The sequence below is a fragment of the Microbacterium sp. AC132 genome, assembly GCF_979258525.1.
In genome coordinates, this window is sequence record NZ_OZ409862.1 from 557585 (window position 1) to 578874 (window position 21290).

19 protein-coding genes and 1 riboswitch are annotated in these 21290 nt (G+C 69.6%); of the genes, 10 read left to right on the forward strand and 9 right to left on the reverse strand.

Annotated elements, in window-relative coordinates:
• The first annotated feature begins 48 nt into the window (after nt 1-48).
• Together ACZZZQ_RS02610 and ACZZZQ_RS02615 are read left to right on the forward strand one after the other, a co-directional pair.
• The gene (locus tag ACZZZQ_RS02610; RefSeq protein ID WP_230101191.1) at nt 49-1296 is read left to right on the forward strand and encodes an MFS transporter; all 1248 of its coding nucleotides are present in this window, start codon (nt 49-51) and stop codon (nt 1294-1296) included.
• Nucleotides 1297-1318: 22 nt separating this feature from the next.
• Nucleotides 1319-2041, forward strand: coding sequence for a DUF6882 domain-containing protein (locus ACZZZQ_RS02615; protein ID WP_463506830.1), 723 nt, complete (start codon nt 1319-1321; stop codon nt 2039-2041).
• Between the two features lie 20 nt (nt 2042-2061).
• Here the strand turns inward: ACZZZQ_RS02615 and ACZZZQ_RS02620 are convergent, their stop codons facing one another.
• Nucleotides 2062-2538, reverse strand: a complete 477-nt coding sequence (locus tag ACZZZQ_RS02620) for a DUF4188 domain-containing protein (RefSeq protein WP_463506831.1) — start codon at nt 2536-2538, stop codon at nt 2062-2064.
• A gap of 65 nt (nt 2539-2603) precedes the next feature.
• Here ACZZZQ_RS02620 and ACZZZQ_RS02625 point away from each other — a divergent pair, with 65 nt between their 5' ends.
• Both ACZZZQ_RS02625 and ACZZZQ_RS02630 read left to right on the forward strand, forming a co-directional pair.
• Nucleotides 2604-3164: a TetR/AcrR family transcriptional regulator gene (locus tag ACZZZQ_RS02625; protein ID WP_261987829.1), complete on the forward strand. Its 561-nt coding sequence runs from the start codon at nt 2604-2606 to the stop codon at nt 3162-3164.
• A 61-nt stretch (nt 3165-3225) separates the two neighbouring features.
• Nucleotides 3226-3780, forward strand: coding sequence for a hypothetical protein (locus tag ACZZZQ_RS02630; RefSeq protein WP_053095404.1), 555 nt, complete (start codon nt 3226-3228; stop codon nt 3778-3780).
• Nucleotides 3781-3882: 102 nt separating this feature from the next.
• Here the strand turns inward: ACZZZQ_RS02630 and ACZZZQ_RS02635 are convergent, their stop codons facing one another.
• Nucleotides 3883-4761 carry a bifunctional methylenetetrahydrofolate dehydrogenase/methenyltetrahydrofolate cyclohydrolase gene (locus tag ACZZZQ_RS02635; RefSeq protein WP_056277410.1) on the reverse strand — a complete coding sequence of 293 codons (879 nt, stop codon included), beginning with the start codon at nt 4759-4761 and terminating at the stop codon, nt 3883-3885.
• On the reverse strand, nt 4758-6032 hold the full coding sequence (gene glyA / locus ACZZZQ_RS02640) for a serine hydroxymethyltransferase (RefSeq protein WP_053095402.1): 1275 nt from the start codon (nt 6030-6032) through the stop codon (nt 4758-4760). Before glyA ends, ACZZZQ_RS02635 begins: the two co-directional genes overlap by 4 nt.
• Before the next feature lie 35 nt (nt 6033-6067).
• Nucleotides 6068-6152: riboswitch (ZMP/ZTP riboswitch) on the reverse strand.
• 52 nt (nt 6153-6204) lie between these two features.
• Here glyA and ACZZZQ_RS02645 point away from each other — a divergent pair.
• The 6 genes from ACZZZQ_RS02645 (at nt 6205) to ACZZZQ_RS02670 (ending at nt 13736) form a co-directional block, all read left to right on the forward strand.
• Nucleotides 6205-7734 (forward strand): family 20 glycosylhydrolase, encoded by a 1530-nt coding sequence (locus ACZZZQ_RS02645; RefSeq protein ID WP_463506832.1) that lies wholly within the window; start codon nt 6205-6207, stop codon nt 7732-7734.
• Entirely contained in the window at nt 7731-8897 is a 1167-nt protein-coding gene (gene nagA / locus ACZZZQ_RS02650) for an N-acetylglucosamine-6-phosphate deacetylase (protein WP_463506833.1), read from the forward strand. The genes ACZZZQ_RS02645 and nagA overlap by 4 nt, the downstream gene beginning before the upstream one ends.
• A gap of 426 nt (nt 8898-9323) precedes the next feature.
• Nucleotides 9324-11573, forward strand: a complete 2250-nt coding sequence (locus tag ACZZZQ_RS02655) for a sigma-70 family RNA polymerase sigma factor (protein ID WP_463506834.1) — start codon at nt 9324-9326, stop codon at nt 11571-11573.
• Between the two features lie 30 nt (nt 11574-11603).
• Nucleotides 11604-11975, forward strand: coding sequence for a YrdB family protein (locus ACZZZQ_RS02660; RefSeq protein WP_053095398.1), 372 nt, complete (start codon nt 11604-11606; stop codon nt 11973-11975).
• On the forward strand, nt 11972-13336 hold the full coding sequence (locus tag ACZZZQ_RS02665; RefSeq protein ID WP_463506835.1) for an FAD-binding oxidoreductase: 1365 nt from the start codon (nt 11972-11974) through the stop codon (nt 13334-13336). Before ACZZZQ_RS02660 ends, ACZZZQ_RS02665 begins: the two co-directional genes overlap by 4 nt.
• On the forward strand, nt 13329-13736 hold the full coding sequence (locus ACZZZQ_RS02670; protein ID WP_187250104.1) for an NUDIX hydrolase: 408 nt from the start codon (nt 13329-13331) through the stop codon (nt 13734-13736). Before ACZZZQ_RS02665 ends, ACZZZQ_RS02670 begins: the two co-directional genes overlap by 8 nt.
• A 12-nt stretch (nt 13737-13748) precedes the next feature.
• On the opposite strand, the gene nagB is transcribed toward ACZZZQ_RS02670, so the two are convergent.
• The 6 genes from nagB to ACZZZQ_RS02700 form a co-directional block, all read right to left on the reverse strand.
• Entirely contained in the window at nt 13749-14528 is a 780-nt protein-coding gene (gene nagB, locus ACZZZQ_RS02675) for a glucosamine-6-phosphate deaminase (RefSeq protein WP_053095395.1), read from the reverse strand.
• On the reverse strand, nt 14521-15486 hold the full coding sequence (locus ACZZZQ_RS02680; RefSeq protein WP_463506836.1) for an ROK family protein: 966 nt from the start codon (nt 15484-15486) through the stop codon (nt 14521-14523). The genes nagB and ACZZZQ_RS02680 overlap by 8 nt, the downstream gene beginning before the upstream one ends.
• Nucleotides 15487-15544: 58 nt before the next feature.
• Nucleotides 15545-16732: an ROK family transcriptional regulator gene (locus tag ACZZZQ_RS02685; protein WP_056277392.1), complete on the reverse strand. Its 1188-nt coding sequence runs from the start codon at nt 16730-16732 to the stop codon at nt 15545-15547.
• Nucleotides 16733-16811: 79 nt separating this feature from the next.
• Complete coding sequence (locus ACZZZQ_RS02690) at nt 16812-18038, reverse strand: beta-N-acetylhexosaminidase (RefSeq protein WP_463506837.1); 1227 nt, start codon at nt 18036-18038, stop codon at nt 16812-16814.
• The gene (locus ACZZZQ_RS02695; protein WP_463506838.1) at nt 17996-20065 is read right to left on the reverse strand and encodes an N-acyl-D-amino-acid deacylase family protein; all 2070 of its coding nucleotides are present in this window, start codon (nt 20063-20065) and stop codon (nt 17996-17998) included. Before ACZZZQ_RS02695 ends, ACZZZQ_RS02690 begins: the two co-directional genes overlap by 43 nt.
• Nucleotides 20056-21273: an alanine racemase gene (locus ACZZZQ_RS02700; protein WP_463506839.1), complete on the reverse strand. Its 1218-nt coding sequence runs from the start codon at nt 21271-21273 to the stop codon at nt 20056-20058. Before ACZZZQ_RS02700 ends, ACZZZQ_RS02695 begins: the two co-directional genes overlap by 10 nt.
• Nucleotides 21274-21290 lie beyond the last annotated feature (17 nt).

Here is a 21290-nt window from a genome sequence, read left to right on the forward strand (position 1 = left end):
TGCCCTCGAGTGGCAGGATTGACGGATGCAGAGCAGCGACGAGCCGTCATGATCCGCGCCCTCGCAGCGATGCAGGACCGAGGATTCCGCTGGTTCTTCCTCGCCCGCGCCATCACCCTGATCGCAGGGTCGATGTCGTCGATCGCGCTGGCCTTCGCCGTGCTCGAGATCGACAACGACGCACGCTCGCTCTCCCTGGTCCTGGCCGCCTTCACCGTCAGCAACATCGTCTTCCTGCTCTTCGGCGGCGTGATCGCCGACCGGCTGCCTCGCGCGCTGATCATTCAGTCCTGCTACGTCATCGACATCCTGACGGTGGGCGCGATGGCCGCCCTCCTGTTCAGCGGCACAGCCACGGTTCCCCTGCTCGCTCTGCTGTCGGTCGTGAACGGTGCGTCCACCGCGTTCGTGCTCCCCGCCATGCAGGGGATCATCCCGCAGCTGACCTCCCCCGAGCACCTGCAGCAGGCCAACGCGATGCTGTCGTTCGTGCGCTCGGCGACCACGATCGGCGGCCCGATCATCGCGGGCATCGTCGTGGCCGCGGCCGGCCCCGCCTGGGCCATGGTCGTGCAGGCGATCGGCTGGGTCATCGCGATCCCCGTCCTGGCGATGGTCCGACTGCCTCCGCCTGATCATGCGGGCGGAACCACGATGTTCCACGACCTCAGGATCGGGTGGCAGGAGTTCTGGAGTCGCACGTGGCTGTGGGTCATCGTTCTCGCCTTCATGGTGATGAACGCCATCCACATCGGCGCGTGGGGCGTCGTCGGTCCGTACATCGCCAAGAACGACGAACGGCTCGGCATCGCCGGCTGGGGGTGGGTCGTCAGCGCCGAAGGCGTCGGCATCCTGCTCATGACCCTCGTCCTGATGTGGTTCCCGCTGAAACGCCCCCTGCGCTACGGCATGATCGGCATGGCCGCGTTCGCGATCCCGCTCACCGTCCTCGGCGTGCACCCCGCGGTGGTGCTGCTCGCCATCGCCGCCTTCCTCGCCGGCGCCGGGGCCGAGGTGTTCAGCACCGGGTGGAACCTCGCGATGATGGAGAACATCCCGGGCGACAAGCTGTCCCGCGTCTCGAGCTACGACATGCTCGGCAGCTTCGTCGTGATGCCGATCGGCACCCTCGTCTACGGCTGGCTGATCACCCGCAGCGATGTCGAGACGGTGCTGGTCACCTCGGGGATCCTCTATGCCGTGCTCGCCGCCGTGACACTGGTGGTACCGAGTGTCTGGCGGATGGGCCGCCCCTCCGATGCAGTGTCCCCGCGCTCGGAGTTGGCGGATTCATAGCAATCCGGGCGAGACTGTGGGCATGACCTTCGCCGCGCTCCAGCCGCTCGCAGACCGTGCCGCACTGTTCTCCGCCCTCCGTCAGGACTCCCTGGCCACCGCCCTCGAGGACCTCGGTGACAATCGATGGGATGCCGACATGGCGGCGGGCACCCTCACCTTCACCTCGAACGCCGATGCCGCGCGCCGGCTCGTGGCCCGCGCCCACCTCGTCGCGACGATCGCCCCCGGTCCCCGCTCGCTGCTCTGGGCGTGGGCGCACCCGCAGGGCGACCCTGCCGGCATCGCCGGCCAGCTGCGCGATTACGGCAGGGAGCACGGCATCCCGGAGCTGAGCGAGCAGGAGCTCCCCTTCCCCGCGGACGCCGCCGGCGACGCCGACTGGATCACCGCAGCCGCCCACACGGTCGGCGCGGTCGCGGTCGAGCTCACCGGTCGAGCGCCCTACTACCTCGCGCCGGTCGGCGGCGGCACGTACGCCGTCTTCCTGCTCGATGCGCCGCTCCCCGCCCTGACCGTCGCCGCAGCCTCCATCGCCCTTCCGCGGATCCTCTCGGGCCTGGCTCTGCCTGATGCCCGGACGGCGGTCTGGGACGCCGCCCGTCTCGCCGGGTGGAACCTCACGTGGACCGACGAGGCGTTCTCGGGGGCCACGGTCGCCGACGGCACGGGCACTGCGACCTTCCGCTTCGACGAGCAGGCTCGCATCACGAACATCGAGAGCAGCCTGCACCCCCAGGGCTGAGCTCTGATGATGCCGGCGCGTCAGCGACCCATCCGCTGGCGCGCCGTCTTCATGCCCGGCCCTACGGGGACGTGCGCGGTCGCCGCCGCGAGTCCGAATGCCGGCATGTCGACGTAGACGGCCTCCAGATCCGCTGTCGGCACCTGATAGGTCTCATGCCACACGCCGACGCTCCCCGTTCCCTGCAGCGTGCGCATGAAGTCGCGCCAGGGCTGCAGATGGGGTGCGTCGCGGTCTGCGGCGAACCGCTGCAGATGCTCCGGACTCTCCCAGTACGACAGCAGGATCGTCGTGCGACCGAACCAGCTGTGCACTCCGAGCATCCCCGCCTCCGGGTGCGTCGCGAGATGCTGCAGCATCGGGGGCATCTTGCTGGCCGTGCGCCACACCCTGCCGAGCTGCCACCACCGATTGGCTCGCATCCCGATCAGGAAGACCGTCACATCCGATCCTTCCGGAGCGGCCGTGAACCTGCCGGGGAAGACGTGCTGAGTCATGCGCTCTCCTTGGAACATCGTTACGTAACTGCGTTATGCAACAACGTTACGATAAGATCGATCTCATGGCAAGACCTCCCCTGTACGACGACGCCCTGCGCGACCGCCTGCTCGACGCGACGGCCGAGATGGTCGACGACAAGGGCCCCGAGCGGATCAGTCTCCGCGACATCGCACAGAACGCCGGCACCTCGACCTCAGCGGTCTACGCGCTGTTCGGCGGGAAGACCGAACTGCTCGTCGCGGTCATCGAGCACGGCTTCGCGTCGTTCGGCGAGGCGCAGGCCACGGCCGAACCGGAAGGGCTCCGCGCACTCGGATTCGCGTATCGGACGTGGGCGATGGAGAATCCCGCGCTCTACCGCCTCATGTTCGGCGGCGCAGTGGCGACCGAGGACTGCCGCCCCGATGACGCAACCATGAGCACGGCGATGGCGCCGCTCGTGCGCGCGCTCGCGGCCCGCGTCGACGAACCGCAGGTCATGGCCGCCGCTCTCACCGTCTGGGCGCAGGTGCATGGAGCCGTGAGCCTCGAACTCGCCGGGGTCACTCCCCCGCTCGTCCCGTGGGACTCCGTCTACGGCACCGTGGTCGATGCGGTCGAACGCGCGTTTCCCGCACGCTGATCCCCACCAGGCTCCGCACGGAGATGCCGCGGCATCCGAGAGTGTGTGGAATTCTGATCAGATGAAGAACGGAATCGTCCGGTTCGCCGCACTCTACGTGTTCAACGTCGCGGTGCTGCTGCTCATCGGCCTGCTGTCGTCGGGTGTCTCTGTCGGGTTCACCGCGCTGTGGGCGGCCGTCATCCTGACGCTCGCGGCGCTCTTCGTGAAGCCGCTGCTCACCACGGCGTTCCGCAACGCGGCGGCGAAGTCCGCGGCCGATCGCACGAGAACCGGCGAGAAGGTCGTCCAGTACGTCCTCGTCTACCTCGTCGAGCTGCTCATCTGGGTGGCCGTCGTCTGGCTGAGCGGCGTCCGCGCCTCGGGCTTCTGGAGCTACGCGCTCCCGCCGCTCTTCCTGCTGTTCGGCTGGATGATCTACGACCAGGTCGACGACAGGCTGCGGGCGAAGGCCGGCGAGCTGTACGACGCCGTGCAGGGCAAGGTGTCGCGCCGCAAGCCGGCGCCCGCAGCCTCCACGCCCGCCCCGGAGACGACCGCCGCCGCGGAGGCGCGGGAGGAGCTCCACGACGGTCTGACCCCGGAGCAGCGGCGGATGCTCGACGAGCTGGGCTGAACGCAGACGGCCCCGATCCCGGGCCTCACCCCGATCCGCAAGCGGATCGGACGGGGAAGTCCACGGACCGGGACCGACGATGCAGATCGAGACCGGCGACGGTCAGACCAGGCGTTCCGCCGCCTCGACGACGTTGGTCATGAGCAGGGCGACGGTCATCGGACCGACTCCGCCCGGGTTCGGCGACACCCAGCCCGCGACCTCGGCGACATCCGGGTGCACGTCTCCGAAGACGAGGTTCTTGCCCGTCTCCGGGTCGGTCTCGCGGGTCACGCCGACGTCGAGCACGGCGGCGCCCGGCTTGACGTCCTCGGCGCGGATGAGGTGCTTGACGCCTGCGGCGGCGACGATGACGTCGGCCTCCCGCAGGTACCGCGGCATGTCGACCGTGCCGGTGTGCGTGAGCGTGACCGTCGCGTTCAGGTCGCGGCGCGTCAGCAGCAGGCCGATCGAGCGACCGATCGTCACACCTCGTCCGACGACCACGACGTGCTTGCCGGCGAAGTCGTAGCCGTTGCGCAGCAGCAGCTCGATGACACCCCGCGGCGTGCACGGCAGCGGGGTGTGGATCGGGTTGTTGACGTTGAGCACGAGTCGACCGAGGTTGGTCGGGTGCAGTCCGTCCGCATCCTTCGCCGGGTCGATCCGCTCGAGGATCGCGTCCGTGTCGATGTGCTTCGGCAGCGGCAGCTGCACGATGTATCCGTGGCAGTCCGGATCGGCGTTGAGCTCGTCGATCAGCGCCTCGACGTCGGCCTGGGTGGCATCGGCCGGCAGCTCGCGCTGGATCGAGTTCATCCCGATCGCCTCGGACTGACGGTGCTTCATACCGACGTAGAGCTGAGATGCCGGGTCGGCTCCGACGAGAACGGTCGCGATGCCGGGCACCACGCCCTTCGCCTTCAGCGCGGCGACCCGTTCGGTGAGCTCGGCCTTGATCGCGGCCGACGCCGCCTTGCCGTCGAGGATCTTCGCGGTCACTGCTGCAGGTCCGGGTAGAGCGGGAAGCCTGCGGCGAGCGCATCGACACGCGCACGGAGCGCCTCGACGTCGGCGCCGGGGAGCAGCGCGAGTGCGATCACGTCGGCGACCTCGGTGAACTCGGCGTCGCCGAAGCCGCGGGTGGCGAGTGCCGGCGTCCCGATGCGCAGACCCGAGGTGACCATCGGCGGGCGCGGGTCATTCGGCACCGCATTGCGGTTGACGGTGATGTGGATGTCGTGCAGCAGGTCCTCGGCCTGCTTGCCGTCGATCGCGGCGTCACGCAGGTCGACGAGCACCAGGTGCACATCGGTGCCGCCGGAGCGCACTCCGATGCCGGCATCCTTCACATCCTGCTGCGAGAGACGCTCGGCGAGGATGGACGCTCCGCGCAGCGTGCGCTCCTGGCGCTCCTTGAACTCCGGGGTGCCCGCGAGCTTGAACGCCGTCGCCTTCGCGGCGATCACGTGCATCAGGGGGCCGCCCTGCTGCCCCGGGAACACAGCCGTGTTGAGCTTCTTCGCGAGGTCGGCGTCGTTCGTCAGGATGAAGCCCGAACGGGGGCCGCCGATCGTCTTGTGCACGGTCGACGAGACGACGTGCGCGTGCGGCACCGGGTTCGGGTGGAGGCCGGCGGCGACGAGGCCGGCGAAGTGCGCCATGTCGACCCAGAGCAGCGCGCCGACCTCGTCGGCGATCGCACGGAAGGCGGCGAAGTCGAGCGTGCGCGGGTATGCCGACCAGCCGGCGATGATGACCTTCGGCTTGTGCTCGAGGGCGAGGCGACGCACCTCGTCCATGTCGATGGTCGAGGTCTCGGGGTCGACGCCGTAGGCGACGATGTCGTACAGGCGGCCGGAGAAGTTGATCTTCATGCCGTGAGTGAGGTGACCGCCCTGGTCGAGGGCGAGGCCGAGCAGCGTGTCGCCGGGCCGAGCGATCGCGTGCAGCACGGCGGCGTTCGCGGATGCTCCCGAGTGCGGCTGGACGTTGGCGAACTCCGCGCCGAACAGATCCTTGGCGCGCTGGATCGCGAGCTCCTCCGCGACGTCGACCTCTTCGCAGCCGCCGTAGTAACGACGGCCGGGGTATCCCTCGGCGTACTTGTTCGTCAGCACCGAGCCCTGGGACTGGAGCACGGAGACGGGCACGAAGTTCTCGGATGCGATCATCTCGAGGAACGTCTGCTGCCGTGCGAGCTCTCGGTCGAGGACCTGTGCGATCTCGGGGTCGACCTCGGAGAGTGGGGCGTTGAAGTAACGGTCGGTCATGACATGCTCCTCTGACAACGGATTCGAAGGGTGTACCTATCGGCCCAGGCGCGCGGTCGAATTCCGTGGTCAGTCGCTCCCCGGTGGTAGTCCACCCAGACGCCAGTCGCGACGTGAGAAAGCATAGCGGATTTCCCTGTGCTGCCGACTCTGCGCACGGTAGGTTTTGTTCATGGTCCTTCCCCATTCCATGCCCCTTGTTCCTCTTCCCGCTTCCTCCATCGCCGTGGATGGTCGGCTGCCCGTCTCCGACGGCTTGCGAGTCATCGGCGACTCCCCCGCGGCGGCCCAGCTGATCGACGCCGTCGCGCGCCGCAGCGGCATCCGGCTGTCGCACTCGACGGACAGCGACGGCGCCGGCGACGGCGTCGGGTCGACGATCGTCCTGCGGATCGACCCCGCCACTACGCCCGAAGGATACGGACTCACAGTCGGCGACTCCGTCGAGATCGTGGGCGGCGACGAGGCAGGGCTCTTCTACGGCGTGCAGACGCTGCTGCAGCTGCTCCGCGAGGACGGCGAGGGATGGGCGTTCCTGCGCGCCGAGATCACCGACGCGCCACGATTCGCACGTCGCGGCGTCATGCTCGACGTCACGCGTCACTTCTTCGACGTCGATGAGGTCAAGAAGTTCATCGACAGCACCAGTGCCCTGAAGTTCAATCACCTGCACCTGCACCTCAGCGACGACCAGGGCTGGCGCATCCAGATTGACTCGTGGCCGAAGCTCACCGACCTCGCCTCGTCCACGGCCTCCCTCGGCGACCCCGGCGGCTTCTACACGAAGGACGACTATCGCGAGATCGTCGCGTACGCCGCTGAGCGGCACATGGTCGTGATCCCTGAGATCGACCTCCCCGGTCACACGCACGCCATCGGCGTCGCGTATCCGGAGCTCGTCGAGGATCCGGTCATGAACGACAGCCTGATCGCCGAATCGGCGCGCCTGGGGCAGCCGCTCCCCGTCGCAGGCGAGCCCTATCTCGGGTGGGGCGTCGGGCACTCGAGCGTCCGCATCCATGAAGAGCGCACCTACGAGTTCGTCCGTGACGTCGTGCGCGAGCTCGCCGAGATGACCCCGGGGCCGTACATCCACATCGGCGGCGACGAGTCCCTCGGCACCCCGCAGGCGGACTTCGATCTGTTCGTCGAGCGCGCCACCGCGATCGTGTTCGAAGAGGGCAAGATCCCCGTCGCCTGGCACGAGGTGGGCGCAGCGAAGGACATCGCCGAGGGGACGATCGGCCAGTACTGGGGCAAGACGACACCCGAGGGATCGCACGCTGAGGAGGCGGCGCACTTCGTCGAGCGCGGCGGGGCGCTGATCATGTCGACCGCCGACGTCGCCTACCTCGACATGAAGTACACCGAGGATTTTCCGCTCGGACTCACCTGGGCCGCGATCATCGATGTCCGCAGGGCGTACGAGTGGGAGCCGACCGCTGTGCTCGACGTCCCGGAGTCCGCGATCCTCGGCATCGAGGCTCCGCTGTGGAGCGAGACCACCCGCACCCTGAGCGAGGTCGAGCAGCTGGTCTTCCCGCGGGCCGCCGCTCAGGCGGAGGTCGCGTGGTCACCGCGCGACGCCGACGGCCGGGACTGGGAGTCGTTCCGCGGGCGACTCGGCGCACTCGCCCCGCTGTGGAAGGCTGAGGGCGTGGACTTCCACCCCGCAGACGAGATCCCCTGGAGCGAGCAATGACATCCGTTTCGACAGCGACGGGATCGGTCGTCATCCACTCGGCCCGACTGATCGACCACGGCGTCGAGGTCGCGGACGCCTGGGTTCGCATGGAACACGGGCGGGTCGCCGCTCTCGGCACCGGCCAGACGTGGGCCCCCGCCGATGAGGTCGTCGACGCGACCGTCGTCGCCGGGCCGGATGCCGTGCTCACACCCGGATTCATCGACATCCACTGCCACGGCGGCGCGGGAGCGTCATTCGACGACGGGCCGGAGGCGATCCGATCGGCTCGCGCTCTGCACCGCGCTCATGGCACGACACGATCGGTGATCTCCCTCGTCACCGCCCCCGTCGACGCCCTCGCTCGACGCGTGGCGCAGATCGCCGACCTGATGGAGTCGGATGCCGACATCCTGGGTTCGCATCTGGAAGGGCCGTTCCTCGACCCGGCGCACCACGGAGCTCACGAGCCGTCCCTGCTGCGCACTCCGACACGAGACGACGTCGCCCGACTGCTCGACGCCGGCCGCGGGACGATCCGGCAGGTGACGATCGCACCGGAGCTCCCCGGCGGGCTCGAGGCGATCCGGATGATCGTGGACGCCGGCGCTGTCGCAGCGGTGGGACACACGAGTGCGGATGCCGCGACTGCGAACGCGGCATTCGGGACCGGCGCCTCCGTGCTGACCCACGCCTTCAACGCCATGCCCGGAATCCATCACCGAGCGCCGGGGCCGGTACTGGCGGCGGCGGCCGACCGCCGCGTGGTGCTCGAGGTGATCGCCGACGACATCCACCTCGACCCGCACGTGGTCAAGCTCGTGTTCGACTCGGCACCCGGTCGCGTCGCACTCATCACGGATGCCATGGCGGCTGCCGGCAGCGCCGACGGGCACTACGACCTGGGTGCGGTGAGCGTGACGGTCCTCGACGGCATCGCGCGCGCGGACGACACGGGATCGATCGCGGGGTCGACGCTCACCCTCGACGTGGCGCTGCGCAGGGCGACCGCGGCGGGCGCACCTCTCACGGAAGCCGTCCGGGCGCTCACCGAGACACCGGCGGGAGCGATCGGATACGGCGACCGGATCGGTCGCCTGGCGGTCGGGTTCGTCGCTGACGCGGTGCTGCTGAACGCACAGCTGCAGGTCGCTCGCGTGTGGGTCGGCGACCGGCCGTAGCCCGGTGCGGGTGAGGGGCCGCCGTTCCCCAGATCGGCGACCCCGTCACAATTCCCCCCACGTTGCGAGAGCTGGCGGGCCGAGCGCTCCTCCCCGAGGTGCCCGACCCACCATGCCGGTGCACTTACCCCTTGCACCAGCGCCTGAGCTCCGCCCCCGGTGGAGCCCCACGGCTGTCTCTAGTGATGAGACGACGTCGACGCCGATTCATTACGCGATTTCTCAGATCTTTTTTCACGGTTCTTCCGCGCGCCCGACTGATCTGCCCGTGATCAGGTCTTTATTCGCGCCCGGTCTTCTGCGAGCACTTTTCGAGAAGGGGTGGCAAGCCTGAGAGATAGGAGAGAGAATGGAGATGACGCGTGATGAAAATGGGGTTCACGCGTCTCTTCATGTGGAGGCGCACTCGCGCTCCACGACAGATGGATGACAGTGGATCAGGACAGCACTTCACACGAGGAAACGATCGCCGACGCCGATCTCGTCCTGCGCACCCGCTCGGGTGACGCGGCGGCCTTCGGCGAACTGTGGAGGCGGCACTATCCCTCCGGCATGTCGGTCGCGCGATCGATCACGTCGTCGATCGACCCCGACGACCTCGTGCAGGAGTCCTACACCCGCATCTATCAGGCGATCATCAAGGGCGGCGGACCGAACGGATCGTTCCGCGCCTACCTGTTCACGAGCATCCGCAACACCGCCGCCGCCTGGGGCCGCTCTCGACGCGAGTCCGCCATCGACGAGCTCGACTCCGTCGCCGATCCCGACAGCACCGACCAGGCGGCCAACGAGGCCCTCGATCGCAGCCTGACCGCGCAGGCGTTCCGCAGCCTGCCCTCCCGCTGGCAGGAAGTGCTCTGGTACACAGAGATCGAGCAGATGAAGCCGCAGGAGGCCGCGACCCTGCTCGGCATGAAGTCCGGCGCCGTCTCGCAGCTGGCTTTCAGAGCGCGTGAAGGACTTCGCGAAGCGTGGATCCAGGCTCACCTCCGCAGCGCGGCCGAAGGTTCCGACTGCCAGTGGACCATCGAGCACCTGGGCGCCTACTCGCGCGGCAACCTCAGCACGCGAGACCACAACCGTCTCGAGCAGCACCTCGACCAGTGCGCACGCTGCATGATCGTCGCCGCGGAGGCGAAGGACGTCTCCAAGCGGCTGGCCCTCGTGCTGCTGCCCCTCGTCCTCGGAGTCACGGGTTCCGCAGGCTACCTCGCCACCCTCCAGGGTGGCGGTACGCCCATCGTCGCGCTCGCGGCCATGCCCTCGGGGATCACCGAGGGAGCTGTCGTGGCTGCGGGAGGCGGAACAGCCGCCGCCGGATCGTCGAGCGGCACCGGCGGAGCCGGCGAGACCGGCGCAGGCACAGCGACCGGTGGCGGAGCCGGTGGCACGGCGACCGGAGGCATCTTCAGCGGAGTCGGTGCGCTCGTCAGCGCAGGATCGGCGGCCCTCGTGGTCGCCGGCGTCGTGGCGGCCGCCACAATCATCCCGAGCCTCACGGGCGCGACGCCCGCGGCATCGATGCCGAGTGCGGGCGACAGCGATTCCTCGTCGATCAGTGCAGACGTCGGGCCCGACGAGTCGATGTCCGACGACAAGACGCCGATCGTCGATGAAGCGGAGACCGAGCCCGAGCCCGTCACCCCGCCCGTCGAAGCACCCGTCACCCCCCAGCCCGCTGAGGACATCGCGCCGGCGATCGTCTCACCCCCGGCCCCGACCGAGTCGACCGCGCCGGCACTGCCCGAGTCCACGTCCCCTCCCGTGGACGAAGAGCCTGACGACGAGAACCCCGACGGCGAGAACCCCGATGGCGAGGTCCCGGGCGAGAACCCCGGAGAGACCCCCGGCGGCGAAACCCCCGGCGAGAACCCCGGAGAGACCCCCGGCGGCGAAACCCCCGGCGAGAACCCCGGAGAAACCCCCGGCGGCGAAACCCCCGGCGAGAACCCCGGAGAAACCCCCGGCGGCGAAACCCCCGGCGAGAACCCCGGAGAAACCCCCGGCGAGAACCCCACGGAACCGGCCGCGCCGACGACTCCGATCGAAGTGAGCCTCGCGAGCATCTGCCTCGACGCACGCGCTGTCACCTATGTGACCGTGAATGTGTCCGGCGAACCGGGCGCGGACATCGAAGCGCTGCTCGGCGGACGCCGCGGCGGCGTCGACGGCACATCGCTGAGTGACGCAGGGACCGGCACGATCGAGTTGCGCCCCGGTCTCGTCCAGATTCTCCTCGGCGCGCCCCTCGAGGTCCACTACGTGACGGCGGCCGGTCCGATGCTGCCGACGACCACGAGCCTCTCGGCTCTCGGGGTGACCCTCGGTTCCGTGGCCCTCGCTCCCTCGTGCGGAGGGCCGGCTGCGGATCCCGCCGAGACGATACCCTCCGAGCCGACTCCGGACGACGCGATCGCGCCGATCCCCGAGCCGACGGACGAGGCAGCACCCGCTGCCCCGACCGAGTCCCCGGACGCCGAGGCGTCCCCTGAGACGCCGGCACCCGAGACGGAGGCCCCGGCCGCTCCCGTCGAGACCGCTCCTCCGGCAGAGCCCGTGACCGAGGACCAGACCGCCCTTCCGGCAGAGCCTGCCCCCGCTGACGACACCGCGCCCGCCGACGAGACCGCGCCGGTCGACCAGGTGGCCGCAGACGAGGCCGCGCCCGCGCTCTGACCCGCCATCGGCGGCGAATAGACTGGATCCATGTCCCAGGATCCCGCCTCCGTTCCCGGCGTCGACCGCCCCACCATCACCGCTCTCGACGTCGTCCGATCGGTCGTCCTGATCGTCGCAGTGGGCACCCTCGCCCTGTGGGGATTCGCCACCTGGCCCTTCCCGTACAACGTCATCCTCGGCATCGGGGCTCCGGTCGTCGTGATCCTGATCTGGGCGCTCTTCCTCTCGCCGCGACCCGTCCTGCGACTGCATCCGTTCCTTCGCGTCGTCGTCGAGCTGCTGATCTACGTCGGCGTCACGATCGCGTGGTGGCTGATGGACCAGCCCCTCATCGGCATCGCGTTCGCCGTGGTCGCCGTCGGCGCCGGCGTCGTGAGCGGCCGGCGTCGCATCCGATGAGCGCCCTCGACCTGCTCGTCGCCGCACTCGGCGACATCGTCGACACCGATGCGACGGTCCTCGAAGAAGCCCGCGCCGACAGATCCGGGCATGCGGCGCCCGGGCGGCCGCTCGCGGTCGTGCACGCCGAGACGGTCGAGCACGTCCAGACGGTGATGCGCATCGCGACCGAGACGGCGACCCCTGTCGTGGTGCGTGGCGCCGGCACCGGTCTCGCCGGCGCGGCGAACGGCGGCGAGGGCGAGATCGTCCTGTCCACTCGCCGGATGACCGCGATCCACGAGATCCGGGCCGACGACCTGCTTGCCGTCGTCGAACCCGGAATCCTCAACGCCGACCTCAACGACGTGCTCGCGGAGCACGGACTCTGGTGGGCGCCGGATCCTGCGAGCCGTGCGATCTCGACGGTCGGCGGCAACATCGCCACCGGAGCGGGTGGGCTGCTCTGTGCGAAGTACGGCGTCGTGCGAGACGCGGTCCTCGGTGTCGATCTGGTTCTCGCCGACGGCCGACTGCTGCACCTCGGCCACCGCAGCGTCAAAGGCGTGACAGGACTCGACCTCACCTCGCTCGTGATCGGCTCCGAGGGCACGCTGGGCGTGGTCGTCGGGGCCACCCTCAAGCTGCGCCGACTGGTCGAGGGAACGACCTGCACCGTGACGGCCGTCTTCCCCGATGTGCGTGCCGCAGCGTCCGGCTCGGCCGCGGTCACCGCCTCGGGTGCGCAGCCGGCGATCATGGAGCTGATGGACTCCGCGAGCCTCGCCGCCGTCGCAGCCCTGCTCGACCTTCCCTCGCCCGTGGCCGGGAGCGCCCAGCTGACGATCCAGACCGATGGTCCGGCGGCAGTGGCCGAGGCGACGATGATCTCCGACATCCTGACGGCTCATCAGGGTGTGACCGAGGTCTCCCATGACCGCGAAGAAGGAGAGCGCCTCCTGGCCATCCGGCGTGCCATGCACCCCGCCATGTCGGCGCTCGGCACGACCCTCATCGAAGACGTGTCGGTGCCGCGCAGCGCCATGCCCGCCATGTTCGACGAGATCGCCCGCATCGAGAAGGCCTACTCGATGGCGATCCCCACGGTCGCTCACGCGGGCGACGGCAACCTGCATCCGAACTTCATCTTCGAGGGCGCAGAGCCTCCCGCTGAGGTCTGGGCGGCGGCGGACGAGCTGTTCCGGGCCGCGATCGCGCTCGGCGGCACGCTGACCGGAGAGCACGGCATCGGAACGCTGAAGAGCCGCTGGTTGGCCGACGAGCTCGGAGACGACCAGTGGGAGCTGCAGCGTCAGATCACTCGGGTGTTCGATCCGCTGGGAATCCTCAACCCCGGCAAGGTCTTCGCTCCCGATGCCTGACATCCACGTCAGCGCCGCGGTCATCGTCGATGACGCCGGCAGGGTGCTCGTCGTGCGCAAGCAGGGCACGACGCGCTTCATGCAACCCGGCGGCAAGCCCGAGCCCGGGGAGACCCCGTCGCAGACGCTGATCCGCGAGCTGCACGAAGAGCTCGGCCTTCGCCTGGATGAGGGCGATCTGGAGCCGCTCGGCACGTTCGTCTCCGAGGCGGCCAACGAGCCCGGTCACCGAGTCGTGGCCGACGCGTTCTCGGTGTCCATCGCCGCGGCGGAGGTCGTCGTCCAGGCGGAGCTCGCCGAGCTGCGATGGATCACACCCGCGGATGCCGAGACGCTGCCGCTGGCGCCGCTCAGCATCGAGCACCTGCTGCCGCTGGCGTGGCCGACGATTCGGCCCTGAGAGCCGACCGCGTCAGATCCCCTGCCAGCTCGGCTTGTTCGCGAAGGTGTAGCGGTAGTAGTCGGCGAGCTTCAGCCGGGACGCCGCGGCCTCGTCGACGACGACGGTCGCGTGCGGGTGCAGCTGGATCGCCGAACCCGGGAGGATGGCCGACAGCGGCCCCTCGACGGCATCCGCCACGGCCTGTGCCTTGCCCTCTCCGAAGGCGAGCAGCACGAGGTGCCGAGCGCGAAGGATCGTGCCGAGCCCTTGGGTGATGCAGTGCATGGGCACGTCATCGATCGAGTCGAAGAAGCGAGCGTTGTCTTCGCGGGTCTGCTCGGTGAGGGTCTTCACGCGCGTGCGCGAGGCGAACGACGAGCCGGGTTCGTTGAAGCCGATATGTCCGTCGGTGCCGATGCCGAGGATCTGCAGATCCACTCCTCCGGCCGCGTCGATCGCGGTCTCGTAGTCGTCACCTGCGTGCTGGATGGTGGCCTGTGCGCCGTTGGGCACATGGATCCGTCGCGGGTCGAGCCCTAGCGGCTCGACGACCTCGCGGGTGATGACCGAGCGGTAGCTCTCGGGATGAGCGGGGTCGATCCCCACGTACTCGTCCAGGGCGAAACCGCGCACCTGCGAGACGTCGCGACCCGCGAGCCTGTCTCGCAGCGCCTTGTAGACGGGGAGGGGCGTCGAACCGGTGGCGAGGCCGAGCACGGCATCCGCACGTCCGTCGATCAGCTCGACGATCTCGGCGGCGACGAGGGCGCCTGCCGCTTCTGCGTTCTCGACGATGACGACTTCAGCCATGGGAAACGGTCTCCTTAGAGGGGGTGGTTGCGCCGACGACCGCGGCCCCGAAGGCCGCGGCGGGAGAGCCGGCAGGGAGCAGTTCGATCCTGTCGTCCAGGTGGAGCGAGCGCATGAAGGGCGAGGCCTCGGCATCGGACCGGAGAGCGTCGCGGATGCCCGTGTAGAGCCTGTCGCCGAGCGAAGTGAGGCCGCCGCCGATGATCACGCGTTCGACGTCGGCGGAGAGCACGAGCGCACGCACCGCCGCGGCCCCGCCGTGGAAGAGATCGGCGCGGAGCGCGAGCGCCAGTTCGTCACCGGTGTCGGCTGCGTCGAAGATGTCGCGCACCGGGAGCGCACCGGGACGATCCCAGGCTCGGGCGAGCGCGCCTCCGCCGCAGAAGGTCTCGATGCAGCCGCGCTGTCCACAGCCGCAGAGACGGCCGTTCGGGTCGACCGAGAGGTGCCCGACCTCGCCGGCCGTGCCTCGCGCGCCACGCCAGATCGTGCCGTCGACGACGATCCCGGCAGCGACCCCGGTGCCGAGATTGAGATAGGCCATCGACCCGTCGACGCCGCGCAGCACCGCAGCCCCGAGGGCGGCCGCTTTCACGTCGTTCTCCACGCGGACGGGGATGCCCAGCTGTCGACCGGCGCGCCCGGCGAGATCCAGGGACTCGACGCCGAGATTCACGGCATGGAGCACCCGACCGGTGTCGGCGTCGACCAGCCCGGGGATCCCGACGCCCACCGATCTGACCGACGAGCGAGCGAATCCTCCCTCGTCGGCGAGCGCATCGACCGTCTCGAGGATGCTGACGACGACTGCCTCCTCACCCCAGCCGGTGGGTCGGCGCAGGCGCGCCAGAATGTCTCCGTCCGCGGACACCGCGACGGCATCGATCTTGGTTCCGCCGACGTCCAGGCCCACTCGTATGGGCCGACCGGACAGGTCGACGGCGAGCGCATCCGTCATCGGATGGTGCCCCTGCTCGTCTTCGGCTCGTGGACGCGGTCGCTCCCGCCGGTACGGATCACGAGACGCCCAGCTGGCTGGAGAGCACCATCACGGCGGCACCGCGCAGGACGATGTCGTCCTGGTGGGTGCGGCGGATGAGCGCGTCCTCGAAGACGCCCTCGAGCGTGCGCGCGTGCAGGGTCTCGACCGCGGCGTCGATCAGCACGCCGTCGAGCAGATCCTCGGGACCCGAGAGCACGACCTCGGACAGATCGAGTGCCGCGACGATCGGGGCGATCGCGATGCCCATGCGGGTGCCCGCATCGCGGAGGATCTCGTCGCGCGATCCGGGGGCGTCTGCGATGGCGGGACGCAGCCGCGTCTCACTCAGCCACGCTTCGAGGCAGCCGTCTTTGCCGCACGCGCAGCGGGGTCCCCCGTCGGTGCCCACGACGACGTGGCCGATCTCGCCCGCTGCGAAGCGACTGCCGAGCAGCGGCTGGCTGCCGGTGATGACGCCGGCTCCGACTCCGCGACCGATCTTGATGAGCATGAAGTCGGCCTTCGCCTCGCCGAACGTGTACTCGGCGAGCACCGCGGCGTTGGCGTCGTTGCGCACGAGGACCGGCAGATCGAGATCGACGCCCAGCTTCGCCTCGAGAGGGAGATTGCTCCACCCGAGGTTGGGCGAGCTGAGCACGACGCCGTCAGGACGCACGACACCGGGGCTGCCGATCCCGACGCCGAGGATGGGCTGCGTGGCCGTCTCGGCGAGCGCTCGGGCCAGCTCCAGCGTGGCGGCGTAGGCGGCGTCGCCGTCTGCGCTCTCGGGTCGCGGCACCTCACGGCGCTCGAGCACGTCGCCGTCGAGGCTGAGCAGAGCGCCGACGAAGGCATGGGGGCCGGAGAGATCGATCCCGATGATCTGGTGCCCGACTCGGTCGATGTCGATGAGGATCGGAGGCTTGCCCGGTCCGACCGTCTCGCGCACTCCCATCTCGACGACGATGCCGTCGGAGATGAACTCCGCGACGAGGTCGGAGATGGTGACCCGAGTGAGGCCGGTCTCGCGAGAGAGGTCCGCTCGACTCATCGCTCCCGAGTGATAGAGCGTCTGCAGCACGAGCGCGCGGTTGTGACCGCGAGCGTGTTCCGGGAGCACCTTCGAGCGAGAGCGCAGGTGGCGCCCCGGGCCGAAGGCGTGCGCGCTCGCGGCGACGTAATCTGGCGACGTCGAAGGACGCGATCCATCCGATACGGACATGTTTGTTAGTAGACCTTACGAACAAAAATTTCGCAACCCCTGCCACAGTTAGCACAGGGAGGGTTACGGAAACGTTACATTATGCCGAGAGTACTCCGGCGGCGGTGCCCGACGAGTCCGCCAGGCCTTCGACGAGGCCCGCGACTATCGCCTGCCGCGCCTCGCGTGTCAGAGGCTTCCCCGGCACTCCAGGACGCCTCTGCACGGGCGTCGGACCGTCGAGAGGACGATACCGCACACCGGACTCGGCGAGGCGTCTGAGATGCACGGGAAGACGTCGCGCGAACCCCTCATACGAGGGTGGTTCGCCGCCGTCCCACAGCCGTTCGGCGATCGCTGCGAGACGAGGGAACATCGCGAAGTCGACCCGATCTCTCGTCGGGAGGTGCTCGGTCCACACGTTGGCCTGTCCGCCGACCGCGCCGTCCTTGATGCGCAGCGTGTAGGCCTGCTCGATCGGCAGCGGCGGGCCGACCCGGATCGGCTCCTCCGCCGACTCCGACTGGGGGTAGTCGAGATACACCTCGAGGTCGGGGCACGCGATCACGGGGATGCCGCGCCTCAGCGCCTCGCGCATCGCGACGGGACCCCGCCACGCGAGGATCCGCACACCCTCGGGGACATCGCCCTCGAGCACCTCGTCCCATGCCAGGGCGATGCGCCCACGGCTGCGGAGGTGGGCGACGAAATGATCGGTGAACCAGGGCTGCACGTCGTGGGGAGCCGCGAGACCGAGCTCGCCCATCCGCTCGCGCGCAGCGGCGCTCTGCGCCCACTCGGTGACCGGCACCTCATCGCCGCCGATGCCGATCCACGCAGAGTCGAAGAGGTCGCACAGGGCGTCGATCGCCGCGCGCCCGAACGCGAGGGCGTCATCCGTCAGCGCGAGGGTGCGAGGGTTCACGCCGAAGCGCGACCACGGCGCGACAGCTCGCTCGCTCGCATCCGTGTTGCCGAGCGCGGGGTACGCGGCGAGCGCCGCCTGGATGTGCCCGGGCAGTTCGACTTCCGGCACGACCGCCACGAATCGCTCCGCGGCGTAGGCGACCAGGTCGCGCAGCTCCGCATCCGTGTAATGACCCTCGTGCAGCCCCGGCACCATTGTGGCGTGCGGCCCGTGGCCCCGCTGTGTCTCCTCGCGGCGCGCGCCCACCTCTGTGAGCAGCGGATACCCCGGCACCTCGAAGCGCCAGCCCTGATCGTCGGTGAGGTGGAGGTGCAGCACCGTGAGATGGTGGTCGGCCATCAGATCGACGAGTCGCATCAGGTCCTCGACCGGGCGGAAGTGCCGCGCGACATCGAGCATGACCCCCGCCACGTGTGAGCCGGAGCAGACTGCCATGTTCCTGCGGGGATCCGAGCGCGATCGGAGCCGGGCTCGCGCAGCTGCCGGAGCAGCGTGACGCCCCGGAACACGCCCGCCGCACTCGCCCCCGCGACGTCGATTCCCTCGGCCGTCACCGTCACGCGGAATGCCTCGGCGCCGACACGCCCTCGAGCGAACGGCTCCCCCGCGAGAGACTCGTCGATTCTCAACGTGATCGCGGGTGCCGCATTCGCGGTTTCGAGATGCTCGCCGAGACGGGATGCGCTCGCGACGAGGGCTTCCGGAGCCGACACCGGGGTGTGAACCGTCCACTCGAACGGCTCGGCAGCGGGATCGGTCACCGACGGGATGTTCGGGACCGGGGCACGATGCGCGGCGGGCGTCATTCGCAGCGCTCGACCCGGGGTCGCGCCGGACGCGTGCCCCGCCAGCACCACCGGCACACCGCCGACGAGCACCTCGTCGACGCCGATCGGCGCCTCGTGGGGAGCATCGAAGGTCGCCCCCGCCGTGATGGTCTCGGGATCGAACAGCACGAGGTCGGCCGTGGCTCCCTCGCGGATCACACCGCGCGGCGCGTCACCCCGGTCGAGGCCCAGCCGCATCGCCGGCGTGCCGGACAGGTGCTGCACAGCCTGTTCGAGGGAGAGCACCCCGAGTTCTCGCACGTAGTGCCCGAGGTAGCGCGGGAAGGTCCCTCGGCCCCGCGGGTGCGGTCTCGCGCCGATCAGGATCCCGTCGCTGCCGCCGCTGTGCCGCGGGTGCCGCATGATGGTGCGGACGTTCTCCTCGTCGCCGATGTGCATCAAGATGCCGGTGGCTCCCGCATCCTCGAGGATCGTGTCCAGCACCACGTCGACCGAGCGCCTGCCGGACGACTCGGCGATCTCCGCGACGGTCCGTCCGACGAGGTCCGCGAGTTCGGGCGACGAGGTGCCGGAGATCTGGATGGCCGACCAGTCGGCACGCTCCCCGTGGAAACCGTCGCAGCCGATCTCCTCGAGCTCGACGCGGACGGTCTCGCGTCCGCTCTCATCGAGCGCAGCGAGGGTCGCGAGCAGGTCGCCGCTCTCGGCCAGTCGGCTCGGAAGCAGCGCCGCGAGCGTGGTGGCACCGGGAAGATAAGGGTAGGTGTCGAGGGTCACGTCGACGCCGTCGTCGAGGGCCTCATCGACCAGAGCGAGCAGCTCTGCTGCACGCCCGCGGTTCGGAGCGAAGTTCATGGTCGCATGCGTGAGATGGATCGGGCACCCGGTGCGACGGCCGATGTCGAGCGCCTCCCGATAGGCGTCCAGGGCTCCCCCGCCGTAGCTTCGGGTGTGGGGCGCCCAGTAGCCGCCGCGTTCGGCGACGACTCGGCAGAGCGCTTCCAGCTCCGCCGTGTCGGCGTACATCCCCGGGGTGTAGGTCAATCCGCTCGACATGCCGAACGCGCCTGCGTCGAGCGCCACGCCGAGGATGCCGGACATCGCTGCGATCTCCGCAGGTGTGGCCGCCCGGTTCTCGTGACCGACCACCATCATGCGCAGATTGCCCTGCGGCACCAGGACCGCGGCGTTGCCCACCGCGGCCGAGTCGATCGCAGCGAGCAGGTCATCCATCGAACGCCAGGGGACGGCGGGCGGCATGCCGTTCCAGCCCGCGATCTGAGCCGGGATCACCGCCGCCGTCGCGTCGTCCAGCGGGGCATAGCCGAGCCCGTCCTGGCCGAGCACCTCCGTCGTGACGCCCTGGAGGATCTTCGCGTCGTGGGCTGCTCCCTGCAGCACGGCCAGCTCGCTGTGCGCGTGCATGTCGATGAACCCGGGAGCCAGCACCCGCCCCGCCCCCGCGACCTCCACCGCATCCGCCGGCAGTTCCAGGACCCTCTCATCTCCGTCGCGGATCACCGCGACGATGCGGGCTCCTTCGACCGCGACGTCGGCCGCGAACCTCTCGGCTCCGGTGCCGTCGACCACGGTGACGCCTCGGTACACCCGCACGGGCTTCTCGGTGCTCAGAAGCATGTCGCGACCGCTCCGATCACCCGGGGGTCCGCCGCATCCGGGTCATCGATGACCGCCACCACGCGCCATTTGTCGAAAGCCGTGCAGGGATGCGACAGCCCGAGACGCACCACGTCGCCGACGGAGACATCTGCCCCGTCTGCAAGAGCGAGGAAGGCGTGCTGGTCGTTCAGGGCCGTGATCCGCCCCTCGACCGATTGCGGGACCGGCAGGTCGAGGTCGAACGGCACATCTCGACGGCCCGCGTCCAGCAGTGCGAGTCCCTCTTCGGGCTGCGAGACGACGCGCGACCACGCGTGCATGGCGGAACGCAGCGGCGCCGTCGATGTCAGGGCGCCGAACGGCGACATGCGCGAGTAGAAGCCGTCATCGTGGATCTGGAACGCACCCGACCGCAGCACGATGTCGGCATCCGCTCCGTGAGGGGCCAGGATCGCCGCTGCCCGGTCGGGGAAGGCGCTGCCTCCTGCGCTGAGCACGGGCCGAACGCCGGGCGGATACTCGAGGCGACGGTGGAGGTCGACGAGTGTGGACAGATAGGCGTCGACGGCGGCGACAGACGCCTCCGACCGGTCGGGACCGAACGGTCCTTCGTAGCCGGCGACTCCGGCGAGCCGCAGACCGGGGGCCGCGACGATCGCCTGGGAGATGCGCTCCCCCTCTTCCACGCTGCGTGCGCCCGTGCGCCCGCCCCGGCCACCGAGTTCGACGAGCACGTCGAGAGGACGCTCGGCATCGTGAAGCGCGTCGGCGAGGATGCCGACGGTCTCGACGGAGTCCGCCCAGCAGAGGATCCGGAGATCGCCCGCCGCAGCGAGCAGAGCGCCGAGGTGGTGCGCGGCGCCACGATCCGTGACGGCGTTCGCGATGAGCACGGTGGAGACCCCTGCCTCGACCGCGACTTCGGCCTGCCACGGCGTCGCGACGGAGATCCCCCATGCGCCGGCATCGAGCAGCCGCTGCCAGAGCGCCGGCGCCATCGTCGTCTTGCCGTGCGGTGCGAGGACGACTCCCTGTTCCGACGCCCAGGCGAAGACGGTCGATTCGTTGTGGGAGAGCGCCGCCTCGTGGACCGTCAGCACCGGCGTCACGAGATCGGACAGGTGCAGGCCCGCGTCGGGTACCTCCGACAGCCGCAGCCCCGCGGAACGCGGAGGGAAACCCTTCGCCCAGGTGCCGAGTACAGGATCCGGGATTTGTAGAGGCATCTAACAAGGCTACTAGG